The organism is Kribbella sp. NPDC006257 (genome assembly GCF_040613535.1).
Taxonomy (GTDB): domain Bacteria; phylum Actinomycetota; class Actinomycetes; order Propionibacteriales; family Kribbellaceae; genus Kribbella.
The window spans coordinates 139,782-165,534 of record NZ_JBEXSJ010000002.1 but is presented as its reverse complement, the minus strand read 5'-3'; the positions used below and the strand labels follow the sequence as shown (position 1 = coordinate 165,534).

The following is a 25,753-nucleotide window of genomic DNA, read 5'->3' as shown; positions in this document are numbered from 1 at the left end:
ACCCGCTCTGCGGTGGGAGGCCGGACATGACCAAGCAGATTCATCTGGCGGCGCATTTTCCGGGTGTCAACAACACCACGGTCTGGTCGGATCCGGAGTCGGGATCGCAGATTGACTTCGCGTCGTTCAAGCATCTGGCTGAGACGGCCGAGCGAGGCACGTTCGACTTCTTCTTCCTGGCGGAGGGTTTGCGGCTGCGCGAGGTGAAGGGGCGGATCCACGATCTCGACGTCGTCGGGCGACCGGAGTCGCTGACCGTGCTGAGCGCACTTGCGGCGGTCACCACGCACCTCGGACTCGCGGCGACGGTGAACTCGACCTTCAACGAGCCCTACGAGCTGGCCAAGCGGCTGGCGACACTCGACCACCTCTCCGGAGGCCGCGCCGCTTGGAACGTGGTCACGTCCTGGGATGCGTTCACCGGCGAGAACTTCCGTCGCGGGGGATACCTCGACAAGGCGGATCGGTACGTCCGGGCGCAGGAGTCGCTCCGGATCGTGCGCAAGTTGTGGGACTCGTGGTCGTCCGACGATCTCGTCCTGGCGCAGGAGGACGGCGTCTTCGCCCGTGAAGGCGCTGGGGCCTTCGCGGACGAGGGCCCGCACTTCGCCGTACGGGGGCGGTTCGGGTTGCCGCCTTCCCCACAAGGGCATCCGGTGGTGATCCAGGCCGGGGACAGTGACCAGGGACGGGACTTCGCGGCCGAGGGCGCGGATGTGATCTTCAGCCGGCACGGGTCGTTCGAGGCGGGACAGACGTTCTACAAGGATGTGAAGGCACGGCTGGCGCGGTACGGACGGACCGAGGAGTCGCTGAAGATCATGCCGGCGGTGACGGTGGTGGTGGCCGATAGCGATGCCGAGGCGGTGGAGAAAGCCCAGCACATCCGCGAGCAGCAGGTTTCCGGGCCGACGGCGATCGTGCTGGCCGAGTTGCTCTGGGGACGCGACCTGTCGGCGTACGACCCGGATGGACCGCTGCCGACGGAGGATCCCGTGGTCGGGTCGGGGGTTACGCAGGGGCGGGTCGGGTTCAACGACCCGGGGCCGATCGTGGCGGAGTGGCGGGCGCAGGCGGAGGCGAACGGGTGGTCGCTACGGGAGACCGTGATCAACCAGCAGAACCGCCAGACGTTCATCGGCTCGCCGGCGACGGTCGCCGAGGCGATGAACCGGCACGTCCAGGAAGACGCCGCCGACGGTTTCGTCCTGGTCCCCCACCTGACCCCCGGCGGCCTCGACCCCTTCGTCGACCAGGTAGTCCCGCTCCTCCGAGAACGCGGCGTCTTCCGTACGTCGTACTCCGGCCCCACCCTCCGCGACCACCTCGGCCTCTCCCGATGACTGGAGTAGTGAGGGCACTGATTGCCCCCGGCAAGAACTCCGGTGGACCAGAGACCGGCGAGGCCGCGCCGGTCGAGCGCGCGGCCGACGGGCCGAAGTCGATCGGGATCGCCGGTGCGTCCGAGCCGGGCGTCGCCACCGTTGTGTTTGTGGGGGGTGGGCCTCGGACGGTGGGGTTGTTGGAGCGGTTTGCTGCTAGTGCGGGGGAGTTGCTGGGTGGGCGGGAGGTGCGGATTCACGTGGTGGATCCGTACCCGGCCGGTGGTGGGCGGATCTGGCGGCGGGAACAGTCGCGGTTGCTGTGGATGAACTCGATGACGTCCGACGTCACGATCTTCACCGATGAGTCGGTGCAGTGCGACGGGCCGATCGTGCCGGGCCCGGATCTCGCCAGCTGGGTCGCGGGGGTCGGAGCAACCCGGCTGGAGGAAGCCGGCTTGGAGCCGTCGGGTCCGATGGACTTCCCGCCGCGCCTACTGCAGGCCGAGTACCTCGCCTGGGCCTGGGACCGAGTCGTCCGCTCCCTACCCCCCTCCGTCACCGTCCGGACCCACCTGGACCGCGCAGTAGATGTGTCTGCTGACAACCGGGTGGTGTTGGGGTCGGGGTTGGTGATTGAGGCTGAGGTTGTTGTGTTGGCGTTGGGGTATTTGGATCGGGAGCCTACTGAGGAGCAGGTGGGGTGGGCTGCGGCGGCGGAGTCGGCGGGGCTGACCTATATCGGTCCGGGCTACACCGCCGACATCGATCTGAGTGAGTTGCAGCCGAAGGAAAACGTTATCGTCCGCGGCTTCGGGCAGGCGTTCATCGACCTGATGGTGCTGCTGACCGAGGGACGCGGCGGCTGGTACGACGAATGCGACGGCCTACTCAGCTACCACCCGTCCGGCAACGAACCGATCCTGTACGTCGGCTCGCGGCGCGGCGTCCCGTACCACGCGAAACTCGGCTACACCGTCGCCGGAGCCACCCCCGTACCCACCCGATATCTGACAAGCGAAGCGCTCGACCGGCTCGGGCCGGGGGTGCTCGACTTCCAGACCCAGGTGCGCCCGCTGGTCGAGAAGGAGCTGACCTTCGCGCACTACCAGCAACTGTTCGAGGCGCATCCCGAGCGCACCCGTTGGACCTGGGACCGCTTCTTTTCCGTCCTGGACGGAAACTTTCCGCAAGACGCGGAATTTGTTTCCGCAGTTTCCGCGGCGATTCCGTCGGCCGAGGACCGGTTCGTCCTCGCCGAGGTGGATCGGCCGCTGGACGGAGTCCTCTTCGGCGATCGCGCCCGGCTCGAGCGGTCGCTGGTCGAGCTGATCGAGACGGACCTGCTGCGGCGCGCAGACCCGGAGTACTCGCCTGATCTTGCTGTTTTCAATGCCCTGTTGAGCGTCTACAGCGTGCTGTCGGTCGCGATCACCGCCGGCCGGTTGTCCGACGAGGACCGGGTGCGGCACGTCGAGACCGAGTGGCACGGGCTCTTCTCGTTCGTCGCCAGCGGTCCGCCGCCACGCCGGCTGGAAGAACTGCTCGCCCTGCACCGCGCCGGGATCCTCCGGTTCGCCGGCCCGGAGCTTTCGGTTGCCGTGGGCAAGGACCGGTTCGTCGCGAGGAGCCCCGCCGTACCGGATGAGATCGAGGCGCGGGCTTTTGTCGAAGCCCGGTTGCCGCGCCCCGACGTACTGGCTGCCACGGATCCGTTGGTGCGTGGGTTGCTGCGGTCCGGCCTACTGGCCGCGGACGAGCTGATCGCTGCCGACGGCACCAGCCTGGGTGGCGGCCAGCTCAAGGCCGACGGCTCCTGTCGCGCGATCACGGCGGACGGCTCGGTCCATCCGTCGCTGTTCCTGCTCGGCCCGTCGGTCTCCGGCTCGGCCGGCTCGTCGGGATTCTCCCGGCCCCATTTCAACGGTCCGGGCTTCCGCCAGAACGACGCGGTCGCCCGGCAGCTCCTTCGCCTCCTCGACGTCTCCGCGGAGAGGTCTTCGCAGAAAGCAGGTCAACGCCATGCCAGTTGAGTTCCTCGGTATCGCCGGTACGAACCCGGCCAGCGAGGTCACCCCGCGGCCCGGCGGCTCGCTCGATCTCGAGTACACCGCCAAGCTCGCCCGCGCGCACGAGGACAACGGCTGGGACCGGATCCTCTTCGCCTACCACTCCGGCTCGCCCGACCCGTCCCAGGTCGCGGCCTATGTGGCCGGCAAGACCGACCGGATCAACCTGGTGGTCGCGCACCGGCCGAACGTGGCGTACCCGACGCTGACAGCGAAAACGTTTGCGACCCTGGACCACATCAGCGGCGGCCGGTTCGAGGTCCACGTCATCACCGGTGGGTCGACCGCGGATCAGGCGGCCGAGGGCGATTTCCTGGCCAAGGACGACCGGTACGGACGAACTCGGGAGTTCATCCAGATCCTCAAGCAGGCTTGGACTTCCGACGAGCGGTTCGACTTCGCCGGCAAGCACTACCAGTTCGAGCAGTTCGTCGCCGACATCAAGCCACTGCAGCAGCCGCGACCGCGGATCTCCTTCGGTGGCTCGTCGGCGGCCGCCTACGCGGTCGGCGCAGCGGAGGCGGACATCTTCGCGCTGTGGGGTGAACCGCTGGCCGGGACGCGCGAACAGCTCGCGACGATCGACACCGAGGCCGCGAAGGCCGGTCGCACCGATCGTCCGATCATCCAGATCGCATTCCGGCCGATCCTGGCCGAGACCGAGGAACTCGCCTGGGCGAAGGCGGAGAAGATCCTCGGCCGGATCAAGGACGTTCAGGCCGGCGGTGGTGCCGCGCGAGGCCGCTATCGCGATCCGCGGAAAACCCCGGAAAACGCTGGTTCGCAACGTCTGCTCAAAGCCGTCGAGGCCGGCGAGCGGCACGACCGGGCGCTCTGGACCGCGCCGACCGGTCTGACCGGTGGCGGCGGAAACTCCACAGCACTTGTCGGTACGCCGGAAACCGTTGCTGCCGCGTTGCTGGATTACTACGACCTCGGCGTCCGGATCTTCTCTGCTCGTGGCTACGACATCTACGACGACGCAGTCGACTTCGGCCGCTACGTGATTCCGCTGGTCCGCGAAGAGGTCGCGCATCGCGAGAGCGCTGTCCGGAAGGACCTGGCCTCATGAGTTACGAGAGCGACTGGCAGCTCTGGCACATCGCCCGCGAACAGGATCTGAGCACCGACTACGGCTGGCTCAGCATCACAGCCTTCAACTGGCTCACTATTACGCCTTCTGAGCTCCCTGGACTACCTGGCAAGTGGTGGGCAGCGAATGGCGAGGCGCATGTCGAGGCAAGCGGGCTAACTCTCGACGGTGAGCCCCTGGACGGTGCTGCGTCAGCCAGCGTGGCTGAGGCGGGTTCACTGGGATGGCTCTACTACGGCGACAAGCTCGCAGAGCTCGTACTGCGTGGTGGTCGGTACGCGATCCGGCAGCGCGACCCGGAGGCTGCTACGCGAGCCGGGTTCAACGGCGTACCGGCGTACCCCGTGAATCCGCGCTGGAAGGTCACTGGGTACTTCACGCCGTTCTCGGAGCCGGAGCGAGTCGAGGTGGCTACTGCTCGGCCGGACTTGCGGCAGCACGTCACTGCGGTCGGCACAGTCCACGTGGCGCTTGGCGATTCGGCGTACGAGCTGGTTGCTACTGCGGCGGGTGAGGGGCGGCTGAACTTGTCGTTCCATGACGAGACCAATGGGGTGGAGACGGCTCCTTGGCGCACTGTGACAACCGGTGTAGTGCAGGGCGATCGCAGTGTGGAGCTGGACTTCAACCGGACGATCAACCTGCCCTATGCGTTCACCGACTTCGGCACATGCCCTGCACCGGTGGCCGGCAACAACCTGGCGCTTCCCGTGACCGCGGGGGAGAAGGTGCCGCGGTGAAGTTCTGTACGTACACGCTGATCGACAACTCGCCGGACCCGATCAGCGGGCGACAGCTCACGACGTACGAGCGGTTCCAGCACGTGGTCCGGCAAGCGCAGTGGGCGGAGGAGCTGGGCTTCGACGCGTACGGCGTGGGGGAACGGCATGCGCAGCGGTTCATCTCGTCCTCGCCACCAGTGGTGCTCGCGTACATCGCAGCAGCCACTAGTCGGATCCGGCTGCTGACTACGGTGACTGTGTTGTCGCTGCTGGATCCGGTGCGGGTAGCGGAGGACTACGCGACGCTGGATCAGCTGTCGGGCGGTCGGCTCGACATCATCATCGGCAAGGGGAACGACCCGGACCAGAACGCGCTGTTCGGGTACGACCTGGACGGGCAGTGGGATCGGAACCGGGAGAAGTACGAGCTGCTGCGGCGGCTTCTGCTGGAGACGGACGTGACCTGGTCGGGTACGTATCGGCCTGACTTGGCTGGGGCGACTACACAGCCTCGGCCTTTTCAGCAGCTGGGGATACCGATCTGGCACGGCTCCGCTTCGTCTACCGAGTCCACGGAGCTGGCGGCGAAGTGGGGCGAGCCAGTGTTCTCGGCGAACGGGTTCCATCCGATGGCGAAGTACGCGGGGCTCATCGACCACTACCGCGAGCGCTGGGCGGCGTACGGGCGTGATCCGGCGGACGCTGTGGTCGGTGCCGGGTTCAACGGGCTCTATGTGAAGAAGACGTCCCAGGAGGCGGTGGACGGGTACCGGCCGATCTTCGACGCGTTCATGGATTCTCCGGGCGCCCGGCACAACCAGTTGCCGTTCTCGACGCTGGAGGAGTTCCTGGAGAACGGGTCGGTGCTGGTCGGGTCGCCCGAGCAGGTGATCGACAAGTTCGGGCGGTACCAGGAGGCGTTCGGGCATGAGCTGTCCGGCGTCTCGCTGGAGGTCGCGGGGTTGCCCGAGGACGAGAACCGGGCCAGCGTCGAGACCTTCGTCACAGAGGTCGTCCCGGTCCTGCGGGCGGCGTACCCGAGCCGGGTCTGGGCCGCCTGAAAACTGGTCGGAAGAGGGTCTGGGAACCGGTATGCTTCTCGGGTCGGAAGAGGGGGCCACAAGGCTCGGTCAGCTCGATTTCACATCGGGGTGGCAGACCGTGTAATCTCTCTCCTCGGTTCGCCCCTTTAGCTCAGTCGGCAGAGCGTCTCCATGGTAAGGAGAAGGTCTACGGTTCGATTCCGTAAAGGGGCTCTGAGAATCACCGTCCCATCCGGTTGTCCCGGGTGGGATGATGGACTCTCTGGCGGGGTAGCTCAGGTGGTTAGAGCACACGGCTCATAATCGTGGTGTCGCGGGTTCGACTCCCGCCCCCGCTACCCACCGAACGCAGTATCTCGAGAGTGCGATCACCCCAGTTGCGCACTCCTGACAAGAAGAGGCACCAGTGGCCAAGTCGACAGACGTCCGCCCGAAGATCACGCTTGCTTGCACGGTCTGCAAGGAGCGCAACTACATCACCAAGAAGAACCGGCGCAACGACCCGGACCGTCTTGAGCTGAAGAAGTACTGCGCCCGCTGCAACGACCACACCGACCACCGCGAAACCCGCTGACCCCAGCCGTTTCCGCTGGTCCACCCCAGCACCCCCGAAAGGGCCGCTCCACCCCGGAGCGGCCCTTTCGCTGTGCCCAGACACCACCGGCATCCGACTTGCCGGCCGTGGGCATCGACGCCGCACATGAGGCTGATGATCAGATCCACTTGTCCGGTCGACGGCGCTCGGCGCGCGAAGTACTCGGTCGTAAACCTTCTCCGGCAGCTGGGAACGCCGCAGCGCAGTCTCGTTGATGCTGAAGTAGCCGACGTCGGCAAAGCGCTTGTGCGGTCTCGGGTTGCCCGGCGGCATAGCCAGGATCACGTGCTGTTCAGGACGGACCTGCTTGACCGCACGAATCGCCGGTACGAAGTCGGAGTCAGCACTGATCAACAAAGTCAGGTCTGTCATCCCGCGTGCTGCGTCCGCGACCATCGCTACGGCGAGGGCGACGTCGGTCTCCTTCTCCTCATAGGACCGCACCTTGCGAGGACACCCGCACAACCAGTCTTGCGAACACTGCTTGCAGGGAGCCAGCTTCTTCGGCTTGAACCAGCCGAGTTGCAGGTCGAGCTTCGGACCACACTGGGACTTCAATGCCTCCAGGTAGTGCTGCTGCCTGGCTGATGCCTCAGGTTCGCTGCGCACCAAGGTTGTGTAGTACCGCACGACCGCTACCTCGTCCTCCGGCCGCAGGTGTTGCACCAGCTCGACGAGATCGAGCCAGAGATATCTGCGGGCGAACTTGTTCTTCATCCCGTAGTACAGGTTGAAGCCGTCGATGTATGCGGCAACCGATGCCATGGCGGATCCCCCAGGTCACGATCCGCCGGGGATGGCGAACTCGTGGTAAAGTCAACTCATCGAATGCCGGTTCGGCCGGCTGGAATGGCCCCCTCTCGAGGGGGCCGTTTTTTTGTGCGGCGAACCTTGGCGTGATCACTGTCGGTTATATCCCGCTCTACCGACAGTTCTCAAACGGTGAGGATGGGGCGGCCGGTTTCGTAGGCGTGGAGGCGGTGGGGGCGGGGGGTTAGGCAGCAGGAGCCGCAGACGGTGCCGGCGGCGGTTTGGCTGGTGTAGTAGAGGCAGCAGGTGTTGCGGAGGTAGACGAGTTTGCTGGCGGCTAGGGCGACGTCGCCCAGGCGGGAGAGGCCGGCGGGGGCTCGGGTGATGAAGGTTTCCCAGCGGTCCAGCAGGAACGACGGGTCGGTGGTGATCTCTTCGCGGGTGGCGGCGCAGAAGGCCATCGCGCAGCCGGCTGCCACGCCGCCGTGGAGTTGGCGGAGGCCGGCTCTGGTGCGGCGGTGGAGCTCGGCCGACAGTGGCAGCAGGTGCTGAGTCAGCACGACGTCGTACAAGGTTTCCAGGCCGCCGGGCAGGAAGCGGGCCGAGCGGATGGCGACGGACGCGATGCCGTGGCCGTCATGCGGACGGACCCAGAGATTCGACGGGCGGATGTCGAGGACGCGGCCTTCCAGGGCCCAGAGCAGCAGCGCGGTCGCGGGGGCACGGCCGGCGTAGAAGGACATCAGGCTGAGCGCGGCGGCGTGCGCGCTGACGTGTCCGCCGGCGTCGTTGTCGCGCTTGAGGAGTTCGGTCAGCTCGGGGCCGTCCGGTTCGAGGATCCGGTCCACCCGGAGCCAGTCCGGGCCGTCCGGTTCGCCGAGCTCCACGCCGTACCGAGGGGCGTACTGAGCCAGAGCGGCCACGCCCGCGCGTCCTGCCGTCACACATCCACCTTCCAAGTCAGATGAGTGGGTGGCGGCACTCGAGGAAACAGTCTGCCAGTAGGGTTACTGGCCATGACGATCGACGCCACGATGGTCGGCCGGAGCTACACGGCCGCCGAGTCCTATCAGGTCGGCCGGGAGAAGATCCGCGAGTTCGCCGAGGCGATCGGCGACCCCAACCCGGCGTACCGGGGAGCCGATGCCGTCGCGCCGCCGACGTTCGCGTTCGTGCTGAGCGCGCCCGCGCTGGATCTGCTGCTGGCGGATCCGGAGCTCGGGCTGCGGCTGGACCGGATCGTGCACGGCGCACAGAAGTTCAACTACGTCCGCCCGATCCGGGTCGGCGACGAGGTGGCCGCGACGGCGACCATCACCACCGTCCGCAAAGCAGGTGACGTCGAGGTGATCATGTACGAGACCGTCCTGACCGGCAGCGACGGTGAGCAGCTCGCCACCTCGACCGCGACCGTGTCCCACAACCGGGCGGACTCATGACCGCCGCCGAGGTGGGCACCGAGCTGCCGCCGCTGACCGTGACCGTGCGGCGCGACAACCTGGTCCGGTACGCCGGGGCAAGCGGCGACTTCAACCCGATCCACTGGAACGACCGGATGGCCGTGGCGCTCGGCCTGCCCGGCGTGATCGCGCACGGGATGCTCACGATGGCCTCCGCGGCCCGGGTCGTGACGGACTGGATCGACGATCCGGCCGACCTGATCGAGTACGGCGTACGGTTCACCAAGCCGGTCGTCGTCCCCGATGACGACAAGGGCGCGACCGTCACGTTCTCGGCGAAGGTGGACAAGGTCGCCGACGGCCGGGCCGAGATCGACATCACCGCGATCTGTGGCGACGAGAAGGTTCTCGGTCGCGCCCGGGCGGTAGTGCGCGTCTCGTGAAGACCGATGTGCGCCTGGCCGAGCTGACCACCCTGCGGGTCGGCGGGCCGGCCGATCGTCTGATCGAGGCGACCACCGAGGAAGAGCTGATCGCGGCCGTCCGGGATGCCGACGCGGCCGCCGAACCGGTGCTGCTGGTGTCGGGCGGCAGCAACATGGTGATCGCCGACGAGGGCTTCCGCGGCACGGTGATCAAGGTCGCCACCACCGGCATCCGGGTCGACGCCGATGCGTGCTCCGGTGCGATGATCCACGTCGCCGCCGGCGAGGACTGGGACGACGTCGTCCAGCGCGCGATCGCGGAGGAGTGGTCCGGGCTCGAGTCGATGTCCGGCATCCCCGGTCTGGCCGGTTCGACGCCGGTGCAGAACGTCGGCGCCTACGGGCACGAGGTGGCCGAGACGATCGCATCCGTCCGCGTCTGGGACCGGGTCGACAACGCAGTACGGACGATCTTCGCCGCCGACTGCGGCTTCAGCTACCGGACCTCACGCTTCAAGGAGGACCCCGCCCGGTACGCCGTACTCGACGTCGCCTTCCAACTGCCACTCGGTGACCTCTCCGCGCCGATCGGGTACGCCGAACTCGCGCGGGTACTCGATGTCGAGCAGGGCTCCCGGGCACCGATGACCGAAGTACGGGAAGCCGTGCTCGGGTTGCGGCGGAGCAAGGGGATGGTGCTCGACGAGGCGGACCACGACACGTGGAGCGCCGGGTCGTTCTTCACCAACCCGCTGCTGGACGCGACTGCCGACGTACCGGCTGGTGCGCCGCAATGGCCGCAGCCTGATGGTCGCGTGAAGACGAGCGCGGCCTGGCTGATCGAGCACGCCGGGGTCGCCAAGGGGTTCTCGATCGGCGGAGCCGCGGTGTCGTCGAAGCACACGCTGGCGCTGACCAACCGTGGTGACGCGACGGCGAAGGAGATCCTCGCGCTGGCGGCCCATGTCCGCGCCCAGGTCCACCAGGCCTTCGGGATCACCCTCGTCAACGAACCAGTACTGGTGAACTGCTCGCTCTGAGCTGACTCTTGGTGTAAAAGCCTTCACAGATCGTCAAGCGGTCCTCTAAGGTGCAAGCCACTCTCGGGGGAGAGGCTCGCGGGTATTACGGCCCGTGGGCGTGGGGCTATTGGGAGGACATCGCATGAACTTGCAGTTCAAGCGTGCCTTGGTGGGTATGTCGGCGGTGGCGCTCGTCGCCGCGGCCGCGAGCCAGGGAACCGCCGCTGTATCGGGTGCGAGCGACCAGATCACGCCGCAGCAGAAGAAGACACTGCAGGCCGGCATCCAGCTGGCACCGAAGAGCACCAAAGCACCGACAGCGACCGTGAACGGGAAGGAGGTCGCCCGGCCCAACCCGTACCTGGCGAACACCCCGGACGCGGCCGCGACCGACTGGTCGTACTGGCACAACCTGATGGATGCCAAGGGCAAGCAACGGGCCAAGTCGGCCGGGCTCGCCGCGGCCAAGACGAAGGCGGCCGGTAGGGCGCTGCCGTCGCCGATCCTGCACGACGAGGAGGAGCCGGACGCGATCTCGGGCTCCAACGACACCCAGGACTCCGCGGAGCGGGTGGCCGGCTTCGGGACCGGCGCCAAGGAGAACCCGCGGCTGCGGATCCTCGGCAGCATGCCCGACCTGACGCCGCCGCAGTTCGGGATCGGCACCGGCGACGAGGACAACGGGTCGATCCCGCTGGCCACCGAGACCGGTATCGGGACCGCCGGACGGCAGCAGATCCTCGCGACCGGCACCCTCGGCGACGGGCCGCACGGGACCGACGGGGACGACAGCAACGACTTCGACTTCTACAAGCTGACCGCCCCCGCCGGCCGGACGCTGAAGGTGAGCACCGAGGGCTCGGGTAGCACCGACACCGTGGTCGGCGTCTACAACGCGGCGGGCACCTTGATTGCTGCTGACGACGACAGTGGTGCCGGCGCCACTAGTCTGCTGACCTTCGACCTGCCGAGTGCGGGCGACTACTACGTCGTAGTGGCCGGCTACAGCCTGAACGGACCGTTCCCGACCGACCCGACCGACTCGGGTTCCGGCACCTTCGGAGCGCTCAAGGGCGACTACACGGTGACTATCGGCGCTGTCGTGGTCGACAAGGACTACTACGGCGTGAAGCTGAAGAAGGGCGATGTGCTCGGCGGCAGCGTCACCGGTGCGGCCTCGCGCCTCGTAGTACACAAGGTCGACGGTAGCCAGGCAGTCGGTTCCGAGCAGGACGCGTCGTCGCTGTACCCGGTGACGTCGCCGCTGCCGGGCGGTGGCAACGCGGTCTTCGCGTACGTCGCGGAGGAGGCGGGCTGGTACGCCGTGTCGGTGGAGAACGGGGTCGGATCGTACGACGCGACGCTCGAGGTCTACCGGTCGGGCGCCGAGCTGGACAAGAAGCAGCAGACGATCTTCCTCGACTTCGACGGAGCCCGGGTGAACACCGCGATCTTCGGTGGGCCCGGTGTCCGGCAACTGTCGCCGTTCAGCGCCTTCGTGGCCCGCTGGGGGCTGCCGAAGTCGGCGGAGAACGAGCTGATCACCAGGATCACCGCGACGGTGACCGAGAACATCAAGACCGATCTGATCGCCAAGGGCCTGAACTCGAACGTCGCCGTCAAGGTGCTGAACAGCCGCGACAGCGCGGACCCGTTCGGTCAGGAGAACGTGTCCCGGGTCGTCATCGGCGGCACCATCGCCGAGTCCGGGATCGACACGATCGGGATCGCGCAGACCATCGACCCGGGCAACTACGGGCACGAGGAAACCGCGCTGGCGTTGATGGACGTGTTGTCCGACCCGGCCAACGGATTCGGTGACCCGTCGATCAACAGCTACCTGACGCCCGCGAGCAACAAGATCAAGTTCATCTCGCAGGTGGTCGGCAATGTCGTCTCGCACGAGACGGGTCACTTCGTCGGCAGCTACCACGTCGACCAGTTCAACCCGACGTACAACCTGATGGACCAGGGCGGCAACTTCCCGTTGCTGTTCGGCGTGGGTCCGGACGGCATCGGCGGCACCGCCGACGACATCGACGTCGACTTCGGTGAAGACACCTACAACCCCAACGAGGGCTTCACCGGCACTGAAGACACGCTGAACAACACCGCTTGGGCCCTCTCCAAGCCCAAGGGATAAGAGCGTTGCGGCGTACTGCGGGCTTGGTCCTGCAGTACGCCGTACCGTCTGCTTGTGGGTATTCCAGGTGAGCGGCGGATGTGGCCGTTGTACGCGGCTGGGTTCACGACTGCGTTCGGGGCGCATGCGGTCGCTGCGAATCTGGGTGGGTTTTCCGACGATGCGGTGAAGTCGCTGTTGACGCTTGGCTTCCTGCTGGCGCTGTACGACGGCGCCGAGGTGGTGCTGAAGCCGGTGTTCGGCACGATTGCCGACCGGATCGGTGCCCGGCCGGTACTGCTGGCCGGGTTGGTCGGCTTCGCGGTCGCCTCCGGGGTGTATGTCGCAGCTGACAGCACGGGTTGGCTGTGGGTTGCGCGGCTGGGGCAAGGGGCTGCCGCGTCGGCCTTCTCGCCGGCGGCTTCTGCTTTGGTGGCGCGGTTGAACCCGGCAGCCACGCATGGGCGCGCGTTCGGCAGCTATGGGTTCTACAAGAGCATCGGCTACACGCTTGGGCCGCTGCTTGGCGGTGCGCTGGTGTGGCTGGGCGGGTTCAGGCTGCTGTTCGCGGTGATGACCGTGCTCGGGTTGGTGGTGGCAGGTTGGGTGCTGCTCGCCGTACCGGCTGTGCCGCCGTTGCCACGCACCCGGCAGACCGTTGTGGATCTGGCTCGCCGGATCACTGATCCGTTGTTTCTGCGGCCGACCGCTGCGCTTGCTGGGGCTACTGCGGCGCTGTCTGTCGGTGTCGGGTTCCTGCCGGTGACTGGCGCGGCAGCAGGACTGGGGACTGTGGCTACTGGTGCAGCTGTGTCTGTGCTTGCTCTGACGGCAGCACTCGTTCAGCCGCGTACCGGTCGAGCACTGGACGCAGGCCGGATCACCACGCGGGGTGGTTTGGCAATAGGTCTCCTCTTGGCAGCGGCCGGCCTGGGCTGCGCCACGCTGCCCGGGATCATCGGCGTCCTGCTGGCCGCAATACTGATCGGAACCGGCACCGGACTCATCACCCCACTAGGCTTCGCCGCCCTGGCCGCCTCAACCTCACCGGACCGCCTAGGCCAAACCATGGGCACAGCCGAACTCGGCCGAGAACTAGGAGACGCCGGCGGCCCCCTCCTGGTCGCAGCCATAGCCACAACAACAGCCCTCACCTACGGCTACGCAGCCCTAGCAGTACTCCTAGCCGCACTCCCCCTACTAGCCCTAACAACCGCCCGCCTCCGCAAACCCTGAGCAGAACCTGCCGAACCGGTCCGGCATGGAGCATGATTTTGCTTGCTCGGGGCAATAGCCTTTGAGAAGTGAACCCGGCAGCCATCCGGACGGTTGGTGAGCCGGGTTCTGCGCGTCTAGACACGATTCAGAACCCATTCTGCCCGGATCAACTGGCGCCATTCCCCACCCTTGGCCCAGGCCCAGACGATCGCGTCCGGAACCCACAGCATCAGATCCAGCTGTGGCGCGAGCAGTTCGTACTGCAGCGTCGCGGCGCACCCAAATCGCCGCACAGCCTGGGGGAGTTCCGTCGGCGGAGAAAGCTATTGTTTATGTTGAAAGCCCCGGTGGACCGCTGACTTCGGTCATGTCGCCGGGGCTCTGACGTTTCCTGAGCCCTGTGTTTCAGGTGAGGGTGAGGTTCTTGATCGGGGTCCATTCGTACATCTGGTGGTCTCGGTTGAGGTTGATGAGGGAGACGGCCGTGATGGTGGTGGTGGCGGTTGCGGCGGGTGCCTTCGCCAGCTGGTGGATGAGGGGGGCGATCGGGGCCGGGGTGTTCCAATAGCCCAACGAGACATGCGGGTTGAGCTGGGGGAGTTCGGGGATCGCGTCGGGGCCCCAGACGTCGCCGATGGCGGCTCGGAGACGGTCGCGGAGGTCTTGGAGCGGGGCGACGGGGGTCACCGGCAACTGCACGGTCTCGGGGTCTACGACGGCGGGGCCGATCGTTACCTTGAAGGGAGCTGAGCGGGCGAGCCGGGATTCGGCGGCGAGGACGATCTCGTCCAGGTCGGCGGCGGGGACGCGGTCGGCGAAACCTACGCCCTGCATGGTGAGGTGCAGCCACTGCGGCGGCACCGGGTCGATTCCTGGCAGGGCGGCCAGGACGTCGGCGTACGACGTGACGAGGCCTGTCACCGCAGGAGCGTCGGCGAACGTCAGGTGCCAGGTGTAGAAGGAACGGCCGGGGCGCCAGCCGGGCCGCCAGTACCAGTGGTCGCGAACCTCATCGATCATCGGTGACTCCAATCAGTCGGTCCGGCCGCGAGTCGGCGGCCGGGCGTCGTACGAACTCGCGAATGCCTTCGTGCATCGCCTGAGCCTTGTTCTCGTCCGCGTAGCGCTCACTCCGCAGCAGCGCCGCGATCTCGCTGACCCGGTGGATCAACGGACGCACCCTGTACTCCGGGGGGATCGCGAGCACCGGTCGCAGCGCCTCCACGGCGCCGTCCAGTTCGCCGACCTCCAGCCGCCCCTTCACCTGCTGCAGCCGGACCATCCGCTCGGACCCGTAGTTGCGCAGCGCGTGCGGTGCCGCCTCGAACAGGGCGACGCCGCGATCGGCGTGCTGCAGCGTGTACTTCGTCTCGCCGAGCGCCAGGTGAGCGTCGGACCACAGTCCCTCCGCGCGCTCCGGCGTACAGCGGAACGGTCCGCCGAGGTCGGCGACCGACGCGTTGACCGTGGTCCGCTTCGCGGCGTCCAGCGCCTCGCGGGCCTCGTCCAGCCGGCCGATCCGGCCCAGGTCGACCGCGGCCGCGCTCGCGAGGAACAGGGCCGACGTGCCCTCGGCGTACCGGAGTCCGTCCTGGGCGAACTCGGCCGCGCGGCTGAAGTCGTCCTGCCAGAACGCGGCGGTGTGCTGGGTGGCGCGGACCCAGGCCCGGAGTTCGTCGAAGTCGGCGGCTTCGGCGCAGGCCCAGGCGGTCCGGGTGTGGCTCTCGGCGATGTCCGGCCGGCCGAGATCGACCGACATCCAGCCGAGCAGGGTGATCGCCCAGCCGGCCGCGGCGTACAGGTCGCGGGTCTGCTGCGGCGGTTGCCGGCCGGACAGCAGCTTGAACGCGCGGTCGCGGACGGCCTTGGTGCGCTGGAAGAGCGGCTTGGTCGGCACCTTGAGGTAGCTCTGCGCGATCCGCTCGATGTCGGCGTGCAGTTGCTCGACGGTGAGCTCGCCGACGTTCGATTCCTCGGCCAGGGTGAGCAGCGAGATCGACTCGTCGCCTGCGTCGATCAGGTCGTCGGACAGCCCGGCCGTCGAGTACGGCGCCGGCTCGGGCTCCGGCTCCGGCTCCGGGTCGAGCGTGCCGCCCGGGTTCGGCGGGACGAAGCCCAGGTCGGCGTCGCTGCTGACGTTCAGCACCTGGCGCAGACCCGACCGGTACGCCGCGCCCGGCCAGCGCACGGCGCCCCGCTCGAGCTTCGCGATGTAGTGCCCGTCCAGTTCGTACTGCGTATCGGTGGTCTGCCACAACCAGAGGCAGACCGCCTCCGCAAGCTCCGCGCGGGACATGTATTCGCCCGGCGCACGCCGCGACGGGGTCCGCTCCCGGGCGGCTCGTAACAACCCATTGCCCTCTGACATGGCGGTAACTGTAGGTGCCCGAACACCCTTTGTGACGGTCAAAACATGCCTTGTGGACGAGCTGCCCCACGCTGCCCCGAGATGCCCCACGATGCCCCGGTTTTTCAACCCACATTAGTGTTTGGGGGGTGCCCGAAGAACCTTTCACCATCCTGCGTGCCGAGCTGTCTTTGTTCGATCGGGCCGAGGAAGCGTTCGCGCTGCTCGAGACTTTTCTGGAGGTCGGGCAACCTTGGATCAGTAGGGTGGATCTCGATCCGGCTCTGCTGGAGCTGCCGGACGAGATGACCGACGATCGGGTCGTCGTCCAAGGGCTGATCGACGCGATGCCGGCGACGGAGCCGAAGCGGCACTGGTGGTCGACGGCGTCCGGACGCGAGTACGACCTGAGCGACGAGCAGGCGCGCTGGGACTTCACCCGGCTCGCCTACTGCTCGATCCTGGCGACAGTCTGGGGCGACGGCACCACGTACTTCGAGGTCGCCGACCAGACCAGTGCCACCTACTGGCTGCCCGACTCCCTCAAAGCCGTGTACTTCGACGCCATCACCGCCAAGGGCTGGCAGATCCCTGCGCACTGGGCCGCCGCGATCCCGCAGTACAAGAAGCCCCGATGGAAGCGCTTCTAGAAGCTGGGCAGTTTCGCGAGTGAGGCCTGGATGTCGGCGTTGTCCCACGCGCGGTCCGTCATCGCGCCGGACAGATAGGCGTCGTACGCCGCCAGGTCGAGGTGCCCGTGTCCGCAGAGCGCGGTCAGGATGACCTTCTCCTCCCCGGACTCCTTGCAGCGCTCCGCTTCCTCGATCGCGGCGGCCAGCGCGTGCGTCGGCTCCGGTGCCGGCACGATCCCCTCGGTCCGGGCGAACAGCACGCCGGCCGCGAAGCAATCCGACTGGTTCTTCGCGATCGCCTCGATCTCGCCGGTCTCGTAGAGATGGCTGATCAGCGGGCTCATCCCGTGGTACCGCAGCCCGCCGGCGTGGATCGGGTCCGGCACGAAGTCGTGTCCGAGGGTGTGCATCTTCATCAGCGGCGTCATCCCGAGCGTGTCGCCGAAGTCGTAGGCGTACGTCCCCTGCGTCAGCGACGGGCACGCGGCCGGCTCGACAGCCCGTACGACGGGAGCCATCCGGCCGGCCCATTTCTCCCGCAGGAACGGGAACGCGAGTCCGCCGAAGTTCGACCCGCCACCGGTACAGCCGACCAGGACGTCCGGTGTCTCACCGACCATCGCGAGCTGGATCAGCGCTTCCTCGCCGATGATCGTCTGGTGCAGCAGGACGTGGTTGAGCACGCTCCCGAGCGCGTAGTGCACGTCGTCGGCCTGCACGGCCATCTCGACGGCCTCGGAGATCGCGATCCCGAGCGAACCGGTCGATGCCGGGTTGTCCGCCAGGATCTTGCGGCCCGCCTCGGTCAGCTCGGACGGGCTCGGGTGCACGGTCGCCCCGAACACCTCCATCATCGTCCGCCGATAAGGCTTCTGGTCGTACGACGCCCGCACCTGCCACACCTCACACTCCAGCCCGTACTGCGCGCACGCGAAGGCCAGCGCCGTTCCCCATTGGCCGGCGCCCGTCTCCGTGGTGAGCTTCCGGACACCCGACTTCGCGTTGTAGTACGCCTGCGGTACGGCGGTGTTCGGCTTGTGCGACCCGGCCGGTGATACACCCTCGTACTTGTAGTAGATCCGCGCCGGCGTATCGAGCGCCTTCTCCAACCGGTGCGCCCGGTAGAGCGGACTCGGCCGCCAGAGCCGATAGACATCGAGCACCTCGCCCGGGATGTCGATGTACTGCTCCTGCGACACCTCTTGCAGGATCAGGTCCATCGGGAACAGCGGCGCCAGATCGTCCGGCCCGACCGGCTGCCCGGTACCCGGGTGCAGCACCGGCGGCGGTGGCGTCGGCAGATCGTGCAGCACGTTGTACCAACGCGTCGGCAGCTCGTCCTCAGGCAGCAGGATCTTGGTCGGCATCATGCACGCAAAGTTAGGCCCGCTCCGAGCCCGCCGCAATGCCCTCGCCATGCACTCGCTGAGCACTCAGCATGCACTGGTCAGGAAGTCACCGTCGCGGCGTGATCGACGCCGAGCCACTCGTCGATCTCCGCGAGCAGTCCCTTCTGCACGTCGGCCGGCGCGGTCGACGCGAGCACCGAGCCCCGGGCCAGTTCGGCCAGCTCGGTGTCGTTGAAGCCGTGCACATTCCGCGCCGTCTCGTACTGTTCTGCGAGTCGCGAGCCGAACAGGAGCGGGTCGTCTGCGCCCAGGGCGATCCGTGCGCCCGAGTCGTACAGCTGGCGAAGCGGTACGTCCGCCGCGTGGTGGTAGACGCCCAGCGAAACGTTGGAGGCAGGACAGACCTCCAGCGCGACTCCAGCGTCGACCACACGCTTCAGCAGGTCAGGGTCCTCGACAGTGCGCACGCCATGCCCGATCCGGCCGGCTCCCAGCTCGTCCAGGCATGTCCGCACAGTCGCAGGCCCACAGAGCTCACCACCGTGCGGTACTGCGAGTAGGCCCGCGTTCCGCGCGATCCGGAAAGCCGGTGCGAACTCCGACGTCGTCCCGCGGCGCTCGTCGTTGGACAGCCCGAAGCCGACCACTCCACGGCCCGCGTACTGCGCCGCGAGGCGGGCGAGCGTCCGTGCGTCCAGGGGATGCCGCGTGCGATTAGCCGCGATCACCACCTGTACTCCGATCCCGGTGGAGGCAGCCGCATCGCGCGCGGCATCTAGGACCAGATCGGTGAATTCGGTGATCCCGCGGAACCTGCCGGCGTACCCGGACGGGTCCACCTGGATCTCTAGCCAGCGGGAGCCGTCGGCGCGGTCGTCCTCGGCTGCCTCACGGACCAAGCGGCGTACGTCGTCCTCGGTGCGTAGTACGGACCTGGCGATGTCGTAGAGGCGCTGGAAGCGGAACCACCCGCGCTCGTCGGCGGCGGACAGATCCGGCGGCCAGTCGGTGCGCAGTGCGTCCGGGAGCCGTACGCCGTGCTTGTCGGCCAGCTCGACCAGGGTCAGGTGCCGCATGGAGCCGGAGAAGTGCAGGTGCAGGTGGGTCTTCGGCAGCAGCCGCAGGTCCCGACTCGTCATTACAGAAGGTTACCGACGGATCCTCTCCTGACGAAACCGGCGGGTCCACCCGGCCCGAAACCGGGTGGACCGCCAGGATCAGCGGGAGACCTTGTAAGCCCTCGTGATCGTCTCCTGAACCGTGTTGCCCTTCGAGTCGGCCGCCTGCGCCCGGACCGACACGTACGTCGAGCCGTCGGGCACGTATACGACCGCTGCGAACTTCCCGCCTCCAGTGGAGCGCAGAGGAGCAGTCCGCCAGGTCTTGCCGTCATCGGTCGACGTCTGGACCTTCACGCCCTTCAACTGCCCGACCGGGGAGCCCTGCTGGGCCTCCGCAACGATCGGCAGCACGTGCGTCCGTCCCGCCTTCAGCTCATCACCCGGTAGGAACCGAATTGCCCACAACGGCAGGGCCGCCATACCCGCAGTGGTCGTCGACTTGAAGGTCCACGAAGTCTGCGTGGCGGTCGACAGGTCGAGTACGCCGGACCCCGCCGTCCGCACATCGAGGCGATAGTCCCCCGGACCCGCTGGTACGACGACCTCCGTGTCCTTGGGAGCTTGGAACGGATAGTCCAGCGAGGCCAGCTGCAGCCCGTTCCGGTAGAGGTCCATCGACCCGCGACCGGCGATCCCTTCGCCGTAGTGGCCATCCTTGTCCGCCTGGGGTGGCGTCAGGCCCATCGTGTCGCCGGTCCGTGAGACCCATGGCGAGTGCGCTGGGAGCGCCGGTCCGACCACAGCACGACCCCAGTTCTGGCGGTAGGTCCGGCCAGGCTGATAGGTGGACGGCGCCGAGTACAGGAACGCGGCCTCGGCGTCCCCGTTGGTGTAGATGAGGTAGCCGTCCCAGGTGACGTTCTCAGTCGTCACGTAGATCGAGGGCGTGGCCGGGAGGTGGCTGTACGGGTAGCCGTAGCCGGATCCACCCGACCGCACAGGACCTTCGCCATCGATCCCCCACACGGAGTCGGTGCCGCCTGCCTGGGCCGCAATGGTCGGCTTGACTGTGGCCAGATCACTCTGCCGGACAGCCTTCTGGACACCGTTGAAATACCCGTCCGGGTTCGTCCAGAGCAGGGCGAAGATGTACGGCGAGTTGTCGAAGAACTCTCCGCCCTCCGGATCAGGCCGGGCCCACTGGCTGGCTACCTTGCCGGTGACCTCCGGCACCGACGGGCCGAGTTGTGCTGTGAACAGCCGGACGGAGTCCAGCGTGCCGCCGATACCGCTGGACCAGCCGCCGTCCCCGATCGCCAGGCTGTAGGAGACCGTCGTGAACGCGTTGCGGGCAGCGGCTTCGGGCACGCTGATGGTGACCGGCTGAGCCTGCCGAGCGTCGACTGCGATGGTCTGGTCCGAGGTCAGGTCGAGCTTCGGCTGGACCAGGTTGCTGGACTCGGCCGCGTGCCGCTCGGTGCCGACGGTGGAGTCCAGCAGGTAGCGGCCCTTCGGCAACCGAACGTTGGTGACCCCGTCGTCCTCGGCGAAGTACCGGGGCCAGTCCTGAGTGTCCCGGTTGACGACGATGTCGAGGTAGTCCGCAGTAGCCGCACCGGTCCGGTCGAGGTGCTTGATGGTGAGGTCGTAGCTCTCCTGCTCGCGCTCGACGGACAGTGTGGTGGTCAGCGTCGCAGGCCCGGCCTTGGCGACCAGGCTCCCGGCGTACCGGCCGTCCGGTCCGGCGAAGTTCGTGTTCGAGGTGACAACGACGTCGGCCGTCCCATGAGCGGGCACGCTGAGGGTCGAGGCGCTGAGCCGTACTGCGTTCGCCGGCGCGGGCTTGCCGTCCGGGCCGGTGAAGGACGCGGTCAGGTCGAGGGAGACCGCCGCCGCCGTCGGGTTGGTGTAGGTGATTTCCTTGCTCTGGGCAACATCGTCGGTATGCGGCCAGCGCTGCGCGTCGAACGCCAGCGCACCGTTGTCCGAGGTCACCGGCAGCTTCGTGGCGGCCGCTACGTCGATCCGGCCGCGACCCTGGGCTTCCACCGGTACGCCGGCCGCCGGGATCGCGGTGCCCATCAGAGCAGCCTTCAGCTGGGGCGCCTTCCAGTCGGGATGCTGCTGGGCCAGCAAGGCGGCGGCACCGGCGACGTGCGGCGTCGCCATCGACGTACCACTCAAGCGCAGGTAGCTGGTGCCGACCGGGTCGCCGATCTGGCTGTTCGACGCCTTCGCGGCGACGATGTCGACGCCCGGCGCGGTCACGTCCGGCTTCGGTGCGCCGTCATCGACCGTCGGACCGCGGCTGGAGAATTCCGCGAGCCGATCGTCGCGGTCGACGGCGCCGACGGTGAGCGCCGCCGCGGCGCTCCCCGGCGAGCCGACGGTCCCCTCGTACGGGCCGTCGTTGCCAGCGGCAACGACAAAGAGCGTTCCGTACTGCGTACTCAGGCTGTTCACGGCTTGCTCGAGCGGGTCGATCCCCGGTCCGTCATAGCCGCCGAAACTCAGGTTGATCACCTTCGCGCCCTGCTGGACGGCCCAGTCCATGCCGGCCAGGACCCACGAGTCGGAGCAACCGTCGTACACGCAGACCTTGCCGGACAGCAGGTCCGCGTCGGGTGCTACGCCCTTGTACTTGCCGTCCGACGCGGCAGCCGAACCACCGACGATCGAGGCCACATGAGTCGCGTGACCGCTCGCGTCCTCCGGGCCTTCCGGGGTGAAGTTCGCCGACTGCAGCCGCCCGGCGAAGTCGGGATGGGCCGCGTCGACACCACTGTCCAGTACCGCGACCTTCACGCCGCGACCGGTGTAGCCGGCGGCCCAGGCCTCGGGAGCGCCGATCTGCGGGACGCTGTGGTCCAGCAGCAGCTTGCGCCGGCCGTCGAGCCAGATCTTGTCGATCCCACTGGCCGCCTTGCGAGCGCTGGTCAAGGAGCTGAAGAGCTCGGGGAGTTCGGCGGTGGGGATCCGGGCGGCCCGGCCGTTGATCGCCGGGAGTTCGCGCTCGGCGGTGGCGCCGGAGTCGCGCAACGTCGCCGACGCGGCGGCCGGCGTACCGGCGTACGTGATGATCAGGGGGAGGCTCTCGGGGGAGCCGGCGGCGAGCAGTTCGGTGACGTCGAACAGCCGCGGATCGAGGCGCTTGCTGCCGAGCAGCCTGAGGGCATCGGAAGGGACGACGGACAACCGGCCGCCGGATCGGTGGGTGCTGAACCGCACCTGCTCGCGCCCGGGGCCGGGGATCGTCTGGACCTGCTGCTGATCGGCGGAGACGCGGACCCGGTCGCCGGTGATCAGGGTGACCTCGTGAGCCGACGGCGTGGCCGGCTTCGGGTGTTGGGTGGCCGCGGGAGCGGGAACTGCGGCGGCCGCGCCGAGAACCATGGCGAGCAGCGCCGCACCGAGCGGCCGCAGCGTTCGGGTGATAGGTCTCATACTCACCCGACGCTCGGCCGGTCGGCTCCGTTACAGGGCAGCCGACACTTCGAAGTACTGCGAAATGTCAGCCCAGCAGCTTCTGGATGCGGGAGACGCCTTCGACCAGGTCGTCGTCGCCGAGGGCGTAGGACAGCCGCAGGTAGCCGGGGGCGCCGAAGGCCTCACCCGGTACGACGGCGACCTCGGCCTCGTCCAGGATGATCTCGGCCAGCTCGGTGGAGCTGTTCGGCGTACGGCCGTTGATCTCGCGGCCGAAGACACCCTTCACCGACGGGTAGGCGTAGAACGCGCCGGTCGGCTCGGGACATTCGACGCCGGGGATCTCGTTGAGCATCGAGACCATCAGCTTGCGGCGCCGGTCGAACGCGACCTTCATCTCGTCGACCGCGGTCAGGTCACCGGAGACCGCGGCGATCGCGGCCCGCTGGGCGACGTTGCAGACGTTCGAGGTCTGGTGCGACTGCAGGTTGGTGGCCGCCTTGATGACGTCCTTCGGGCCGATCATCCAGCCGACCCGCCAGCCGGTCATCGCGTAGGTCTTGGCGACGCCGTTCAGCACGATGGTGCGGTCGGCGAGCTCCGGTACGACGACCGGGATCGAGGTCGCCTTCGTGTCGCCGTACGTCAGGTGCTCGTAGATCTCGTCGGTGATCACCCAGATGTCGTGCTCGAGCGCCCAGCGGCCGATCGCCTCGATCGCCTCCGGGGTGTCCACCGCGCCGGTCGGGTTCGACGGGGAGCAGAACAGCAGCGCCTTGGTCTTCTCGGTCCGGGCGGCCTCGAGCTGCTCGACGGTGACCAGGTAGTTCTGCGTCTCGTCGGCGAGCACCTCGACCGGTACGCCGCCGGCCAGCAGGATCGTCTCCGGGTAGGTGGTCCAGTACGGCGCCGGCAGCAGCACCTCGTCGCCCGGGTCGAGCAGCGTCGCGAAGGTGTTGTAGACCGCGTGCTTGCCGCCGTTGGTGACCAGGACCTGCGAGGCCTCGACCTCGTAGCCGGAATCCCGCTTCGTCTTCTCGACGATGGCCTGCTTCAGCTCCGGCAGACCGCCGGCCGGGCTGTAGCGGTGGTTCTTCGGATCGCGGGCCGCCTCGACGGCGGCCTCGACGATGTAGTCCGGGGTGGGGAAGTCCGGTTCGCCGGCGCCGAAGCCGATCACCGGCCGGCCGGCCGCCTTGAGCGCCTTCGCCTTCGCGTCCACCGCGAGCGTGGCCGATTCACTGATTGCACCGATCCGTGCAGAAATACGGGAGACCATGGCGCCCATCCTGGCACTGGCGGCCCGCCGGCAGCACCTCGGTATCGCCTGGTGGCCGCCGGGGTCTTCCGGGCCGGTCCCGGAACTCCGGCCGACCCCGCGCCGTTGTCGGGTGGTGGAGACGGTATGGTTCTGCCCGCGGTACGGCGTCCGGCACAGGGCGTGGCGGGCGCTCGGTGCCTCACCTGACCTCAGTTCGACCAGGTGGCCCCGACCCCGTACACTCTTCTAGTCCGGGCGTTGATGGCCCTGATCCGGCATGCCCTGGATCAGGTCCGGTGGCGTCTGGGAAGCAGTACCAGATTTGCAGAGGGCACTAGCTCAACTGGCAGAGCATCGGTCTCCAAAACCGAAGGTTGGGGGTTCAAGTCCCTCGTGCCCTGCAAATCCTGACCGGCGCAGGGCCGGCCAGGGACGCCGCTAGCGAAAGAGGTAGGTCGTGACGGAGACGCGCACCCCGGCACCGTCCGGCGCCGGCAAGCCGGCGGAGAGCAAGTCGGGCAACCGGCTGCTGCGCTTCTATCGCCAGGTCGTCGCCGAGCTCCGCAAGGTGGTCTGGCCGACCCGCAAGCAGCTGTCCACCTACTTCATGGTCGTGCTGACCTTCGTGGTGTTCGTCATCGCGATCGTGTCCGTGCTCGACCTGGTCTTCGGCTGGGCGATGTTCAAGATCTTCGGCTGATCGGCACTTCGATCGACCGGCACCAGCCTGACTCACCCCCGATGCACAGATGACGGAGTACAACGTGTCCGACCAGCGCGACGACGAGGTCCTCGAGGTAGAGGACGAGTTCGACGTATCCGCTGACGCCGTCGACCTCGGCTTCGACCTGGACGACGAGGACGACGACGACCTGTTCGCCGACCTCGACGTCGAGGTGGCCGACGACGACGAGGACGACGACGTCGACCTCGAAGCCGACAGTGAGTACTCCGCCGACGACGAGGCCGAGGACGGCGCCGCGGAGTCCGACGACTCCGACGACGAGCCGGTCGTGGTCGTCGCGGCCGCCGACGCCGCGGAGGACGACGAGGTGGTCACCGCCGCCGACGTCGACGACGCCGCCGAAGAGCTGGCCGAGGAGACCGCCGAGGTCGCGCCGGACGACACCGAGGAGCCCGCCGTCGCACCCGACGCGGTCGTCTTCTCGAGCGCCGACTCCGACTCCGCCTCCGACGAGTCCGACGACGATGACGACGATGACGACGAAGAAGAAGCCGAGGAAGAAGCGGTGCCGGCCGAGCCGGTCGACCCGCTGGAGGAGCTGCGCAACACGCTGCGCTCCCAGATCGGCGACTGGTACGTGGTGCACACGTACTCAGGGATGGAGAACCGGGTCAAGGGCAACCTGGAGAACCGGATCAACTCCCTGAACATGGAGGACTACATCTTCGAGATCATCGTGCCGACCGAAGAGGTCGCCGAGATCAAGAACGGGCAGCGCCGGATGGTCAAGCGCACCGTGCTCCCCGGCTACGTGCTGGTCCGGATGGACCTCACGGACGAGTCCTGGTCGACCGTGCGGCACACGCCGTCGGTGACCGGCTTCGTCGGGAACAGCCAGAAGCCCGTCCCGCTCAGCCTCGAAGAGGTCGAGAAGATGCTTGCTCCGGCCGTCGTGGCGGCGGCCGAGGCGGCGGCAGCCGAGACCGGTGCCGCACCCACCAAGACCGCGGCCAAGAAGAAGGTCGAGGTCGCCGACTTCGGCGTCGGCGACTCGGTCATGGTGGTCGACGGGCCGTTCGCGACCCTGCACGCCACGATCACGGAGATCAATGCCGACGCCCAGCGGATCAAGGCGCTGGTGGAGATCTTCGGCCGGGAGACCCCGGTGGAACTCAGCTTCAGCCAGATCCAGAAAGTCTAAGGACCCGAGA

At 67.7% G+C, this 25,753-nt stretch carries 22 protein-coding genes, 3 tRNA genes and 1 pseudogene; 17 read left to right on the top strand and 9 right to left on the bottom strand.

The window, feature by feature from the left end:
* Positions 1-26: 26 nt before the first annotated feature.
* From ABZ004_RS02995 to rpmG, 8 genes are all read left to right on the top strand, one after another.
* On the top strand, positions 27-1,343 hold the full coding sequence (locus tag ABZ004_RS02995) for an NtaA/DmoA family FMN-dependent monooxygenase (RefSeq protein ID WP_355678061.1): 1,317 nt from the start codon (positions 27-29) through the stop codon (positions 1,341-1,343).
* Positions 1,340-3,355, top strand: coding sequence for an FAD/NAD(P)-binding protein (locus tag ABZ004_RS02990; protein ID WP_355678060.1), 2,016 nt, complete (start codon positions 1,340-1,342; stop codon positions 3,353-3,355). Before ABZ004_RS02995 ends, ABZ004_RS02990 begins: the two co-directional genes overlap by 4 nt.
* Complete coding sequence (locus tag ABZ004_RS02985) at positions 3,345-4,463, top strand: LLM class flavin-dependent oxidoreductase (protein WP_355678059.1); 1,119 nt, start codon at positions 3,345-3,347, stop codon at positions 4,461-4,463. The genes ABZ004_RS02990 and ABZ004_RS02985 overlap by 11 nt, the downstream gene beginning before the upstream one ends.
* Positions 4,460-5,224, top strand: a complete 765-nt coding sequence (locus tag ABZ004_RS02980; protein WP_355678058.1) for a DUF1684 domain-containing protein — start codon at positions 4,460-4,462, stop codon at positions 5,222-5,224. Before ABZ004_RS02985 ends, ABZ004_RS02980 begins: the two co-directional genes overlap by 4 nt.
* Entirely contained in the window at positions 5,221-6,267 is a 1,047-nt protein-coding gene (locus tag ABZ004_RS02975; protein WP_355678057.1) for an LLM class flavin-dependent oxidoreductase, read from the top strand. Before ABZ004_RS02980 ends, ABZ004_RS02975 begins: the two co-directional genes overlap by 4 nt.
* 122 nt (positions 6,268-6,389) lie before the next feature.
* Positions 6,390-6,462, top strand: a tRNA-Thr gene (locus tag ABZ004_RS02970).
* A gap of 51 nt (positions 6,463-6,513) precedes the next feature.
* A tRNA-Met gene (locus tag ABZ004_RS02965) sits at positions 6,514-6,587 on the top strand.
* Between the two features lie 68 nt (positions 6,588-6,655).
* Positions 6,656-6,823 carry a 50S ribosomal protein L33 gene (gene rpmG / locus ABZ004_RS02960; RefSeq protein WP_112249091.1) on the top strand — a complete coding sequence of 56 codons (168 nt, stop codon included), beginning with the start codon at positions 6,656-6,658 and terminating at the stop codon, positions 6,821-6,823.
* A 264-nt stretch (positions 6,824-7,087) separates the two neighbouring features.
* Here rpmG and ABZ004_RS02955 read toward each other — a convergent pair.
* Positions 7,088-7,609 (bottom strand): annotated as a pseudogene (locus ABZ004_RS02955) (NYN domain-containing protein); the annotation flags it as partial.
* Positions 7,610-7,779: 170 nt separating this feature from the next.
* The gene (locus tag ABZ004_RS02950; protein ID WP_355678056.1) at positions 7,780-8,538 is read right to left on the bottom strand and encodes a (2Fe-2S)-binding protein; all 759 of its coding nucleotides are present in this window, start codon (positions 8,536-8,538) and stop codon (positions 7,780-7,782) included.
* Between the two features lie 72 nt (positions 8,539-8,610).
* Between ABZ004_RS02950 and ABZ004_RS02945 the strand changes: the two genes are divergently transcribed.
* From ABZ004_RS02945 to ABZ004_RS02925, 5 genes are all read left to right on the top strand, one after another.
* Positions 8,611-9,033 (top strand): MaoC family dehydratase N-terminal domain-containing protein, encoded by a 423-nt coding sequence (locus ABZ004_RS02945; RefSeq protein ID WP_355678055.1) that lies wholly within the window; start codon positions 8,611-8,613, stop codon positions 9,031-9,033.
* Positions 9,030-9,437: a MaoC family dehydratase gene (locus tag ABZ004_RS02940; protein WP_355678054.1), complete on the top strand. Its 408-nt coding sequence runs from the start codon at positions 9,030-9,032 to the stop codon at positions 9,435-9,437. Before ABZ004_RS02945 ends, ABZ004_RS02940 begins: the two co-directional genes overlap by 4 nt.
* Positions 9,434-10,459, top strand: a complete 1,026-nt coding sequence (locus ABZ004_RS02935; RefSeq protein ID WP_355678053.1) for a UDP-N-acetylmuramate dehydrogenase — start codon at positions 9,434-9,436, stop codon at positions 10,457-10,459. Before ABZ004_RS02940 ends, ABZ004_RS02935 begins: the two co-directional genes overlap by 4 nt.
* Positions 10,460-10,583: 124 nt before the next feature.
* A complete protein-coding gene (locus ABZ004_RS02930; protein WP_355678052.1) occupies positions 10,584-12,584 on the top strand; it encodes a PPC domain-containing protein in 2,001 nt (666 codons plus the stop codon).
* Positions 12,585-12,638: 54 nt separating this feature from the next.
* On the top strand, positions 12,639-13,799 hold the full coding sequence (locus ABZ004_RS02925; RefSeq protein WP_355678051.1) for an MFS transporter: 1,161 nt from the start codon (positions 12,639-12,641) through the stop codon (positions 13,797-13,799).
* Positions 13,800-13,915: 116 nt separating this feature from the next.
* Here ABZ004_RS02925 and ABZ004_RS02920 read toward each other — a convergent pair whose 3' ends face one another.
* The 3 genes from ABZ004_RS02920 to ABZ004_RS02910 all read right to left on the bottom strand — a co-directional run bounded on the left by ABZ004_RS02920 (position 13,916) and on the right by ABZ004_RS02910 (position 16,149).
* The gene (locus ABZ004_RS02920; RefSeq protein WP_355678050.1) at positions 13,916-14,074 is read right to left on the bottom strand and encodes a hypothetical protein; all 159 of its coding nucleotides are present in this window, start codon (positions 14,072-14,074) and stop codon (positions 13,916-13,918) included.
* 112 nt (positions 14,075-14,186) lie between these two features.
* Complete coding sequence (locus ABZ004_RS02915) at positions 14,187-14,801, bottom strand: 2'-5' RNA ligase family protein (protein WP_355678049.1); 615 nt, start codon at positions 14,799-14,801, stop codon at positions 14,187-14,189.
* On the bottom strand, positions 14,791-16,149 hold the full coding sequence (locus ABZ004_RS02910) for a hypothetical protein (protein WP_355678048.1): 1,359 nt from the start codon (positions 16,147-16,149) through the stop codon (positions 14,791-14,793). Before ABZ004_RS02910 ends, ABZ004_RS02915 begins: the two co-directional genes overlap by 11 nt.
* 128 nt (positions 16,150-16,277) lie before the next feature.
* Here ABZ004_RS02910 and ABZ004_RS02905 point away from each other — a divergent pair, with 128 nt between their 5' ends.
* The gene (locus ABZ004_RS02905; RefSeq protein WP_355678047.1) at positions 16,278-16,778 is read left to right on the top strand and encodes a hypothetical protein; all 501 of its coding nucleotides are present in this window, start codon (positions 16,278-16,280) and stop codon (positions 16,776-16,778) included.
* Here the strand turns inward: ABZ004_RS02905 and ABZ004_RS02900 are convergent.
* The 4 genes from ABZ004_RS02900 to ABZ004_RS02885 all read right to left on the bottom strand — a co-directional run bounded on the left by ABZ004_RS02900 (position 16,775) and on the right by ABZ004_RS02885 (position 23,875).
* Positions 16,775-18,130, bottom strand: a complete 1,356-nt coding sequence (locus tag ABZ004_RS02900) for a TrpB-like pyridoxal phosphate-dependent enzyme (RefSeq protein WP_355678046.1) — start codon at positions 18,128-18,130, stop codon at positions 16,775-16,777. The two genes, ABZ004_RS02905 and ABZ004_RS02900, sit on opposite strands and share 4 nt — an antisense overlap.
* A 77-nt stretch (positions 18,131-18,207) precedes the next feature.
* A complete protein-coding gene (locus ABZ004_RS02895) occupies positions 18,208-19,248 on the bottom strand; it encodes an adenosine deaminase (RefSeq protein WP_355678045.1) in 1,041 nt (346 codons plus the stop codon).
* Between the two features lie 78 nt (positions 19,249-19,326).
* On the bottom strand, positions 19,327-22,614 hold the full coding sequence (locus ABZ004_RS02890; protein ID WP_355678304.1) for a S8 family serine peptidase: 3,288 nt from the start codon (positions 22,612-22,614) through the stop codon (positions 19,327-19,329).
* Between the two features lie 67 nt (positions 22,615-22,681).
* Positions 22,682-23,875 (bottom strand): pyridoxal phosphate-dependent aminotransferase, encoded by a 1,194-nt coding sequence (locus tag ABZ004_RS02885; protein WP_355678044.1) that lies wholly within the window; start codon positions 23,873-23,875, stop codon positions 22,682-22,684.
* A 310-nt stretch (positions 23,876-24,185) separates the two neighbouring features.
* On the opposite strand from ABZ004_RS02885, the gene ABZ004_RS02880 reads away from it, so the two are divergent.
* The 3 genes from ABZ004_RS02880 to nusG all read left to right on the top strand — a co-directional run bounded on the left by ABZ004_RS02880 (position 24,186) and on the right by nusG (position 25,743).
* Positions 24,186-24,258: transfer RNA gene (locus ABZ004_RS02880), tRNA-Trp, on the top strand.
* A gap of 56 nt (positions 24,259-24,314) precedes the next feature.
* Positions 24,315-24,557, top strand: a complete 243-nt coding sequence (gene secE, locus ABZ004_RS02875; protein ID WP_112243312.1) for a preprotein translocase subunit SecE — start codon at positions 24,315-24,317, stop codon at positions 24,555-24,557.
* A 49-nt stretch (positions 24,558-24,606) separates the two neighbouring features.
* Positions 24,607-25,743, top strand: coding sequence for a transcription termination/antitermination protein NusG (gene nusG / locus ABZ004_RS02870; RefSeq protein ID WP_355678043.1), 1,137 nt, complete (start codon positions 24,607-24,609; stop codon positions 25,741-25,743).
* Positions 25,744-25,753: the final 10 nt, after the last annotated feature.

Excerpts from the sequence above, each read along its gene's own strand:
- ABZ004_RS02995 (WP_355678061.1), top strand. The coding sequence starts at position 27 with ATGACCAAGCAGATTCATCTGGCGGCGCATTTTCCGGGTGTCAACAAC.
- ABZ004_RS02990 (WP_355678060.1), top strand. The coding sequence starts at position 1,340 with ATGACTGGAGTAGTGAGGGCACTGATTGCCCCCGGCAAGAACTCCGGT.
- ABZ004_RS02985 (WP_355678059.1), top strand. The coding sequence starts at position 3,345 with ATGCCAGTTGAGTTCCTCGGTATCGCCGGTACGAACCCGGCCAGCGAG.
- ABZ004_RS02980 (WP_355678058.1), top strand. The coding sequence starts at position 4,460 with ATGAGTTACGAGAGCGACTGGCAGCTCTGGCACATCGCCCGCGAACAG.
- ABZ004_RS02945 (WP_355678055.1), top strand. The coding sequence starts at position 8,611 with ATGACGATCGACGCCACGATGGTCGGCCGGAGCTACACGGCCGCCGAG.
- ABZ004_RS02940 (WP_355678054.1), top strand. The coding sequence starts at position 9,030 with ATGACCGCCGCCGAGGTGGGCACCGAGCTGCCGCCGCTGACCGTGACC.
- ABZ004_RS02930 (WP_355678052.1), top strand. The coding sequence starts at position 10,584 with ATGAACTTGCAGTTCAAGCGTGCCTTGGTGGGTATGTCGGCGGTGGCG.
- ABZ004_RS02915 (WP_355678049.1), bottom strand. The coding sequence starts at position 14,801 with ATGATCGATGAGGTTCGCGACCACTGGTACTGGCGGCCCGGCTGGCGC.
- ABZ004_RS02910 (WP_355678048.1), bottom strand. The coding sequence starts at position 16,149 with ATGTCAGAGGGCAATGGGTTGTTACGAGCCGCCCGGGAGCGGACCCCG.
- ABZ004_RS02900 (WP_355678046.1), bottom strand. The coding sequence starts at position 18,130 with ATGATGCCGACCAAGATCCTGCTGCCTGAGGACGAGCTGCCGACGCGT.
- ABZ004_RS02895 (WP_355678045.1), bottom strand. The coding sequence starts at position 19,248 with ATGACGAGTCGGGACCTGCGGCTGCTGCCGAAGACCCACCTGCACCTG.
- ABZ004_RS02890 (WP_355678304.1), bottom strand. The coding sequence starts at position 22,614 with ATGAGACCTATCACCCGAACGCTGCGGCCGCTCGGTGCGGCGCTGCTC.
- ABZ004_RS02885 (WP_355678044.1), bottom strand. The coding sequence starts at position 23,875 with ATGGTCTCCCGTATTTCTGCACGGATCGGTGCAATCAGTGAATCGGCC.
- nusG (WP_355678043.1), top strand. The coding sequence starts at position 24,607 with ATGACGGAGTACAACGTGTCCGACCAGCGCGACGACGAGGTCCTCGAG.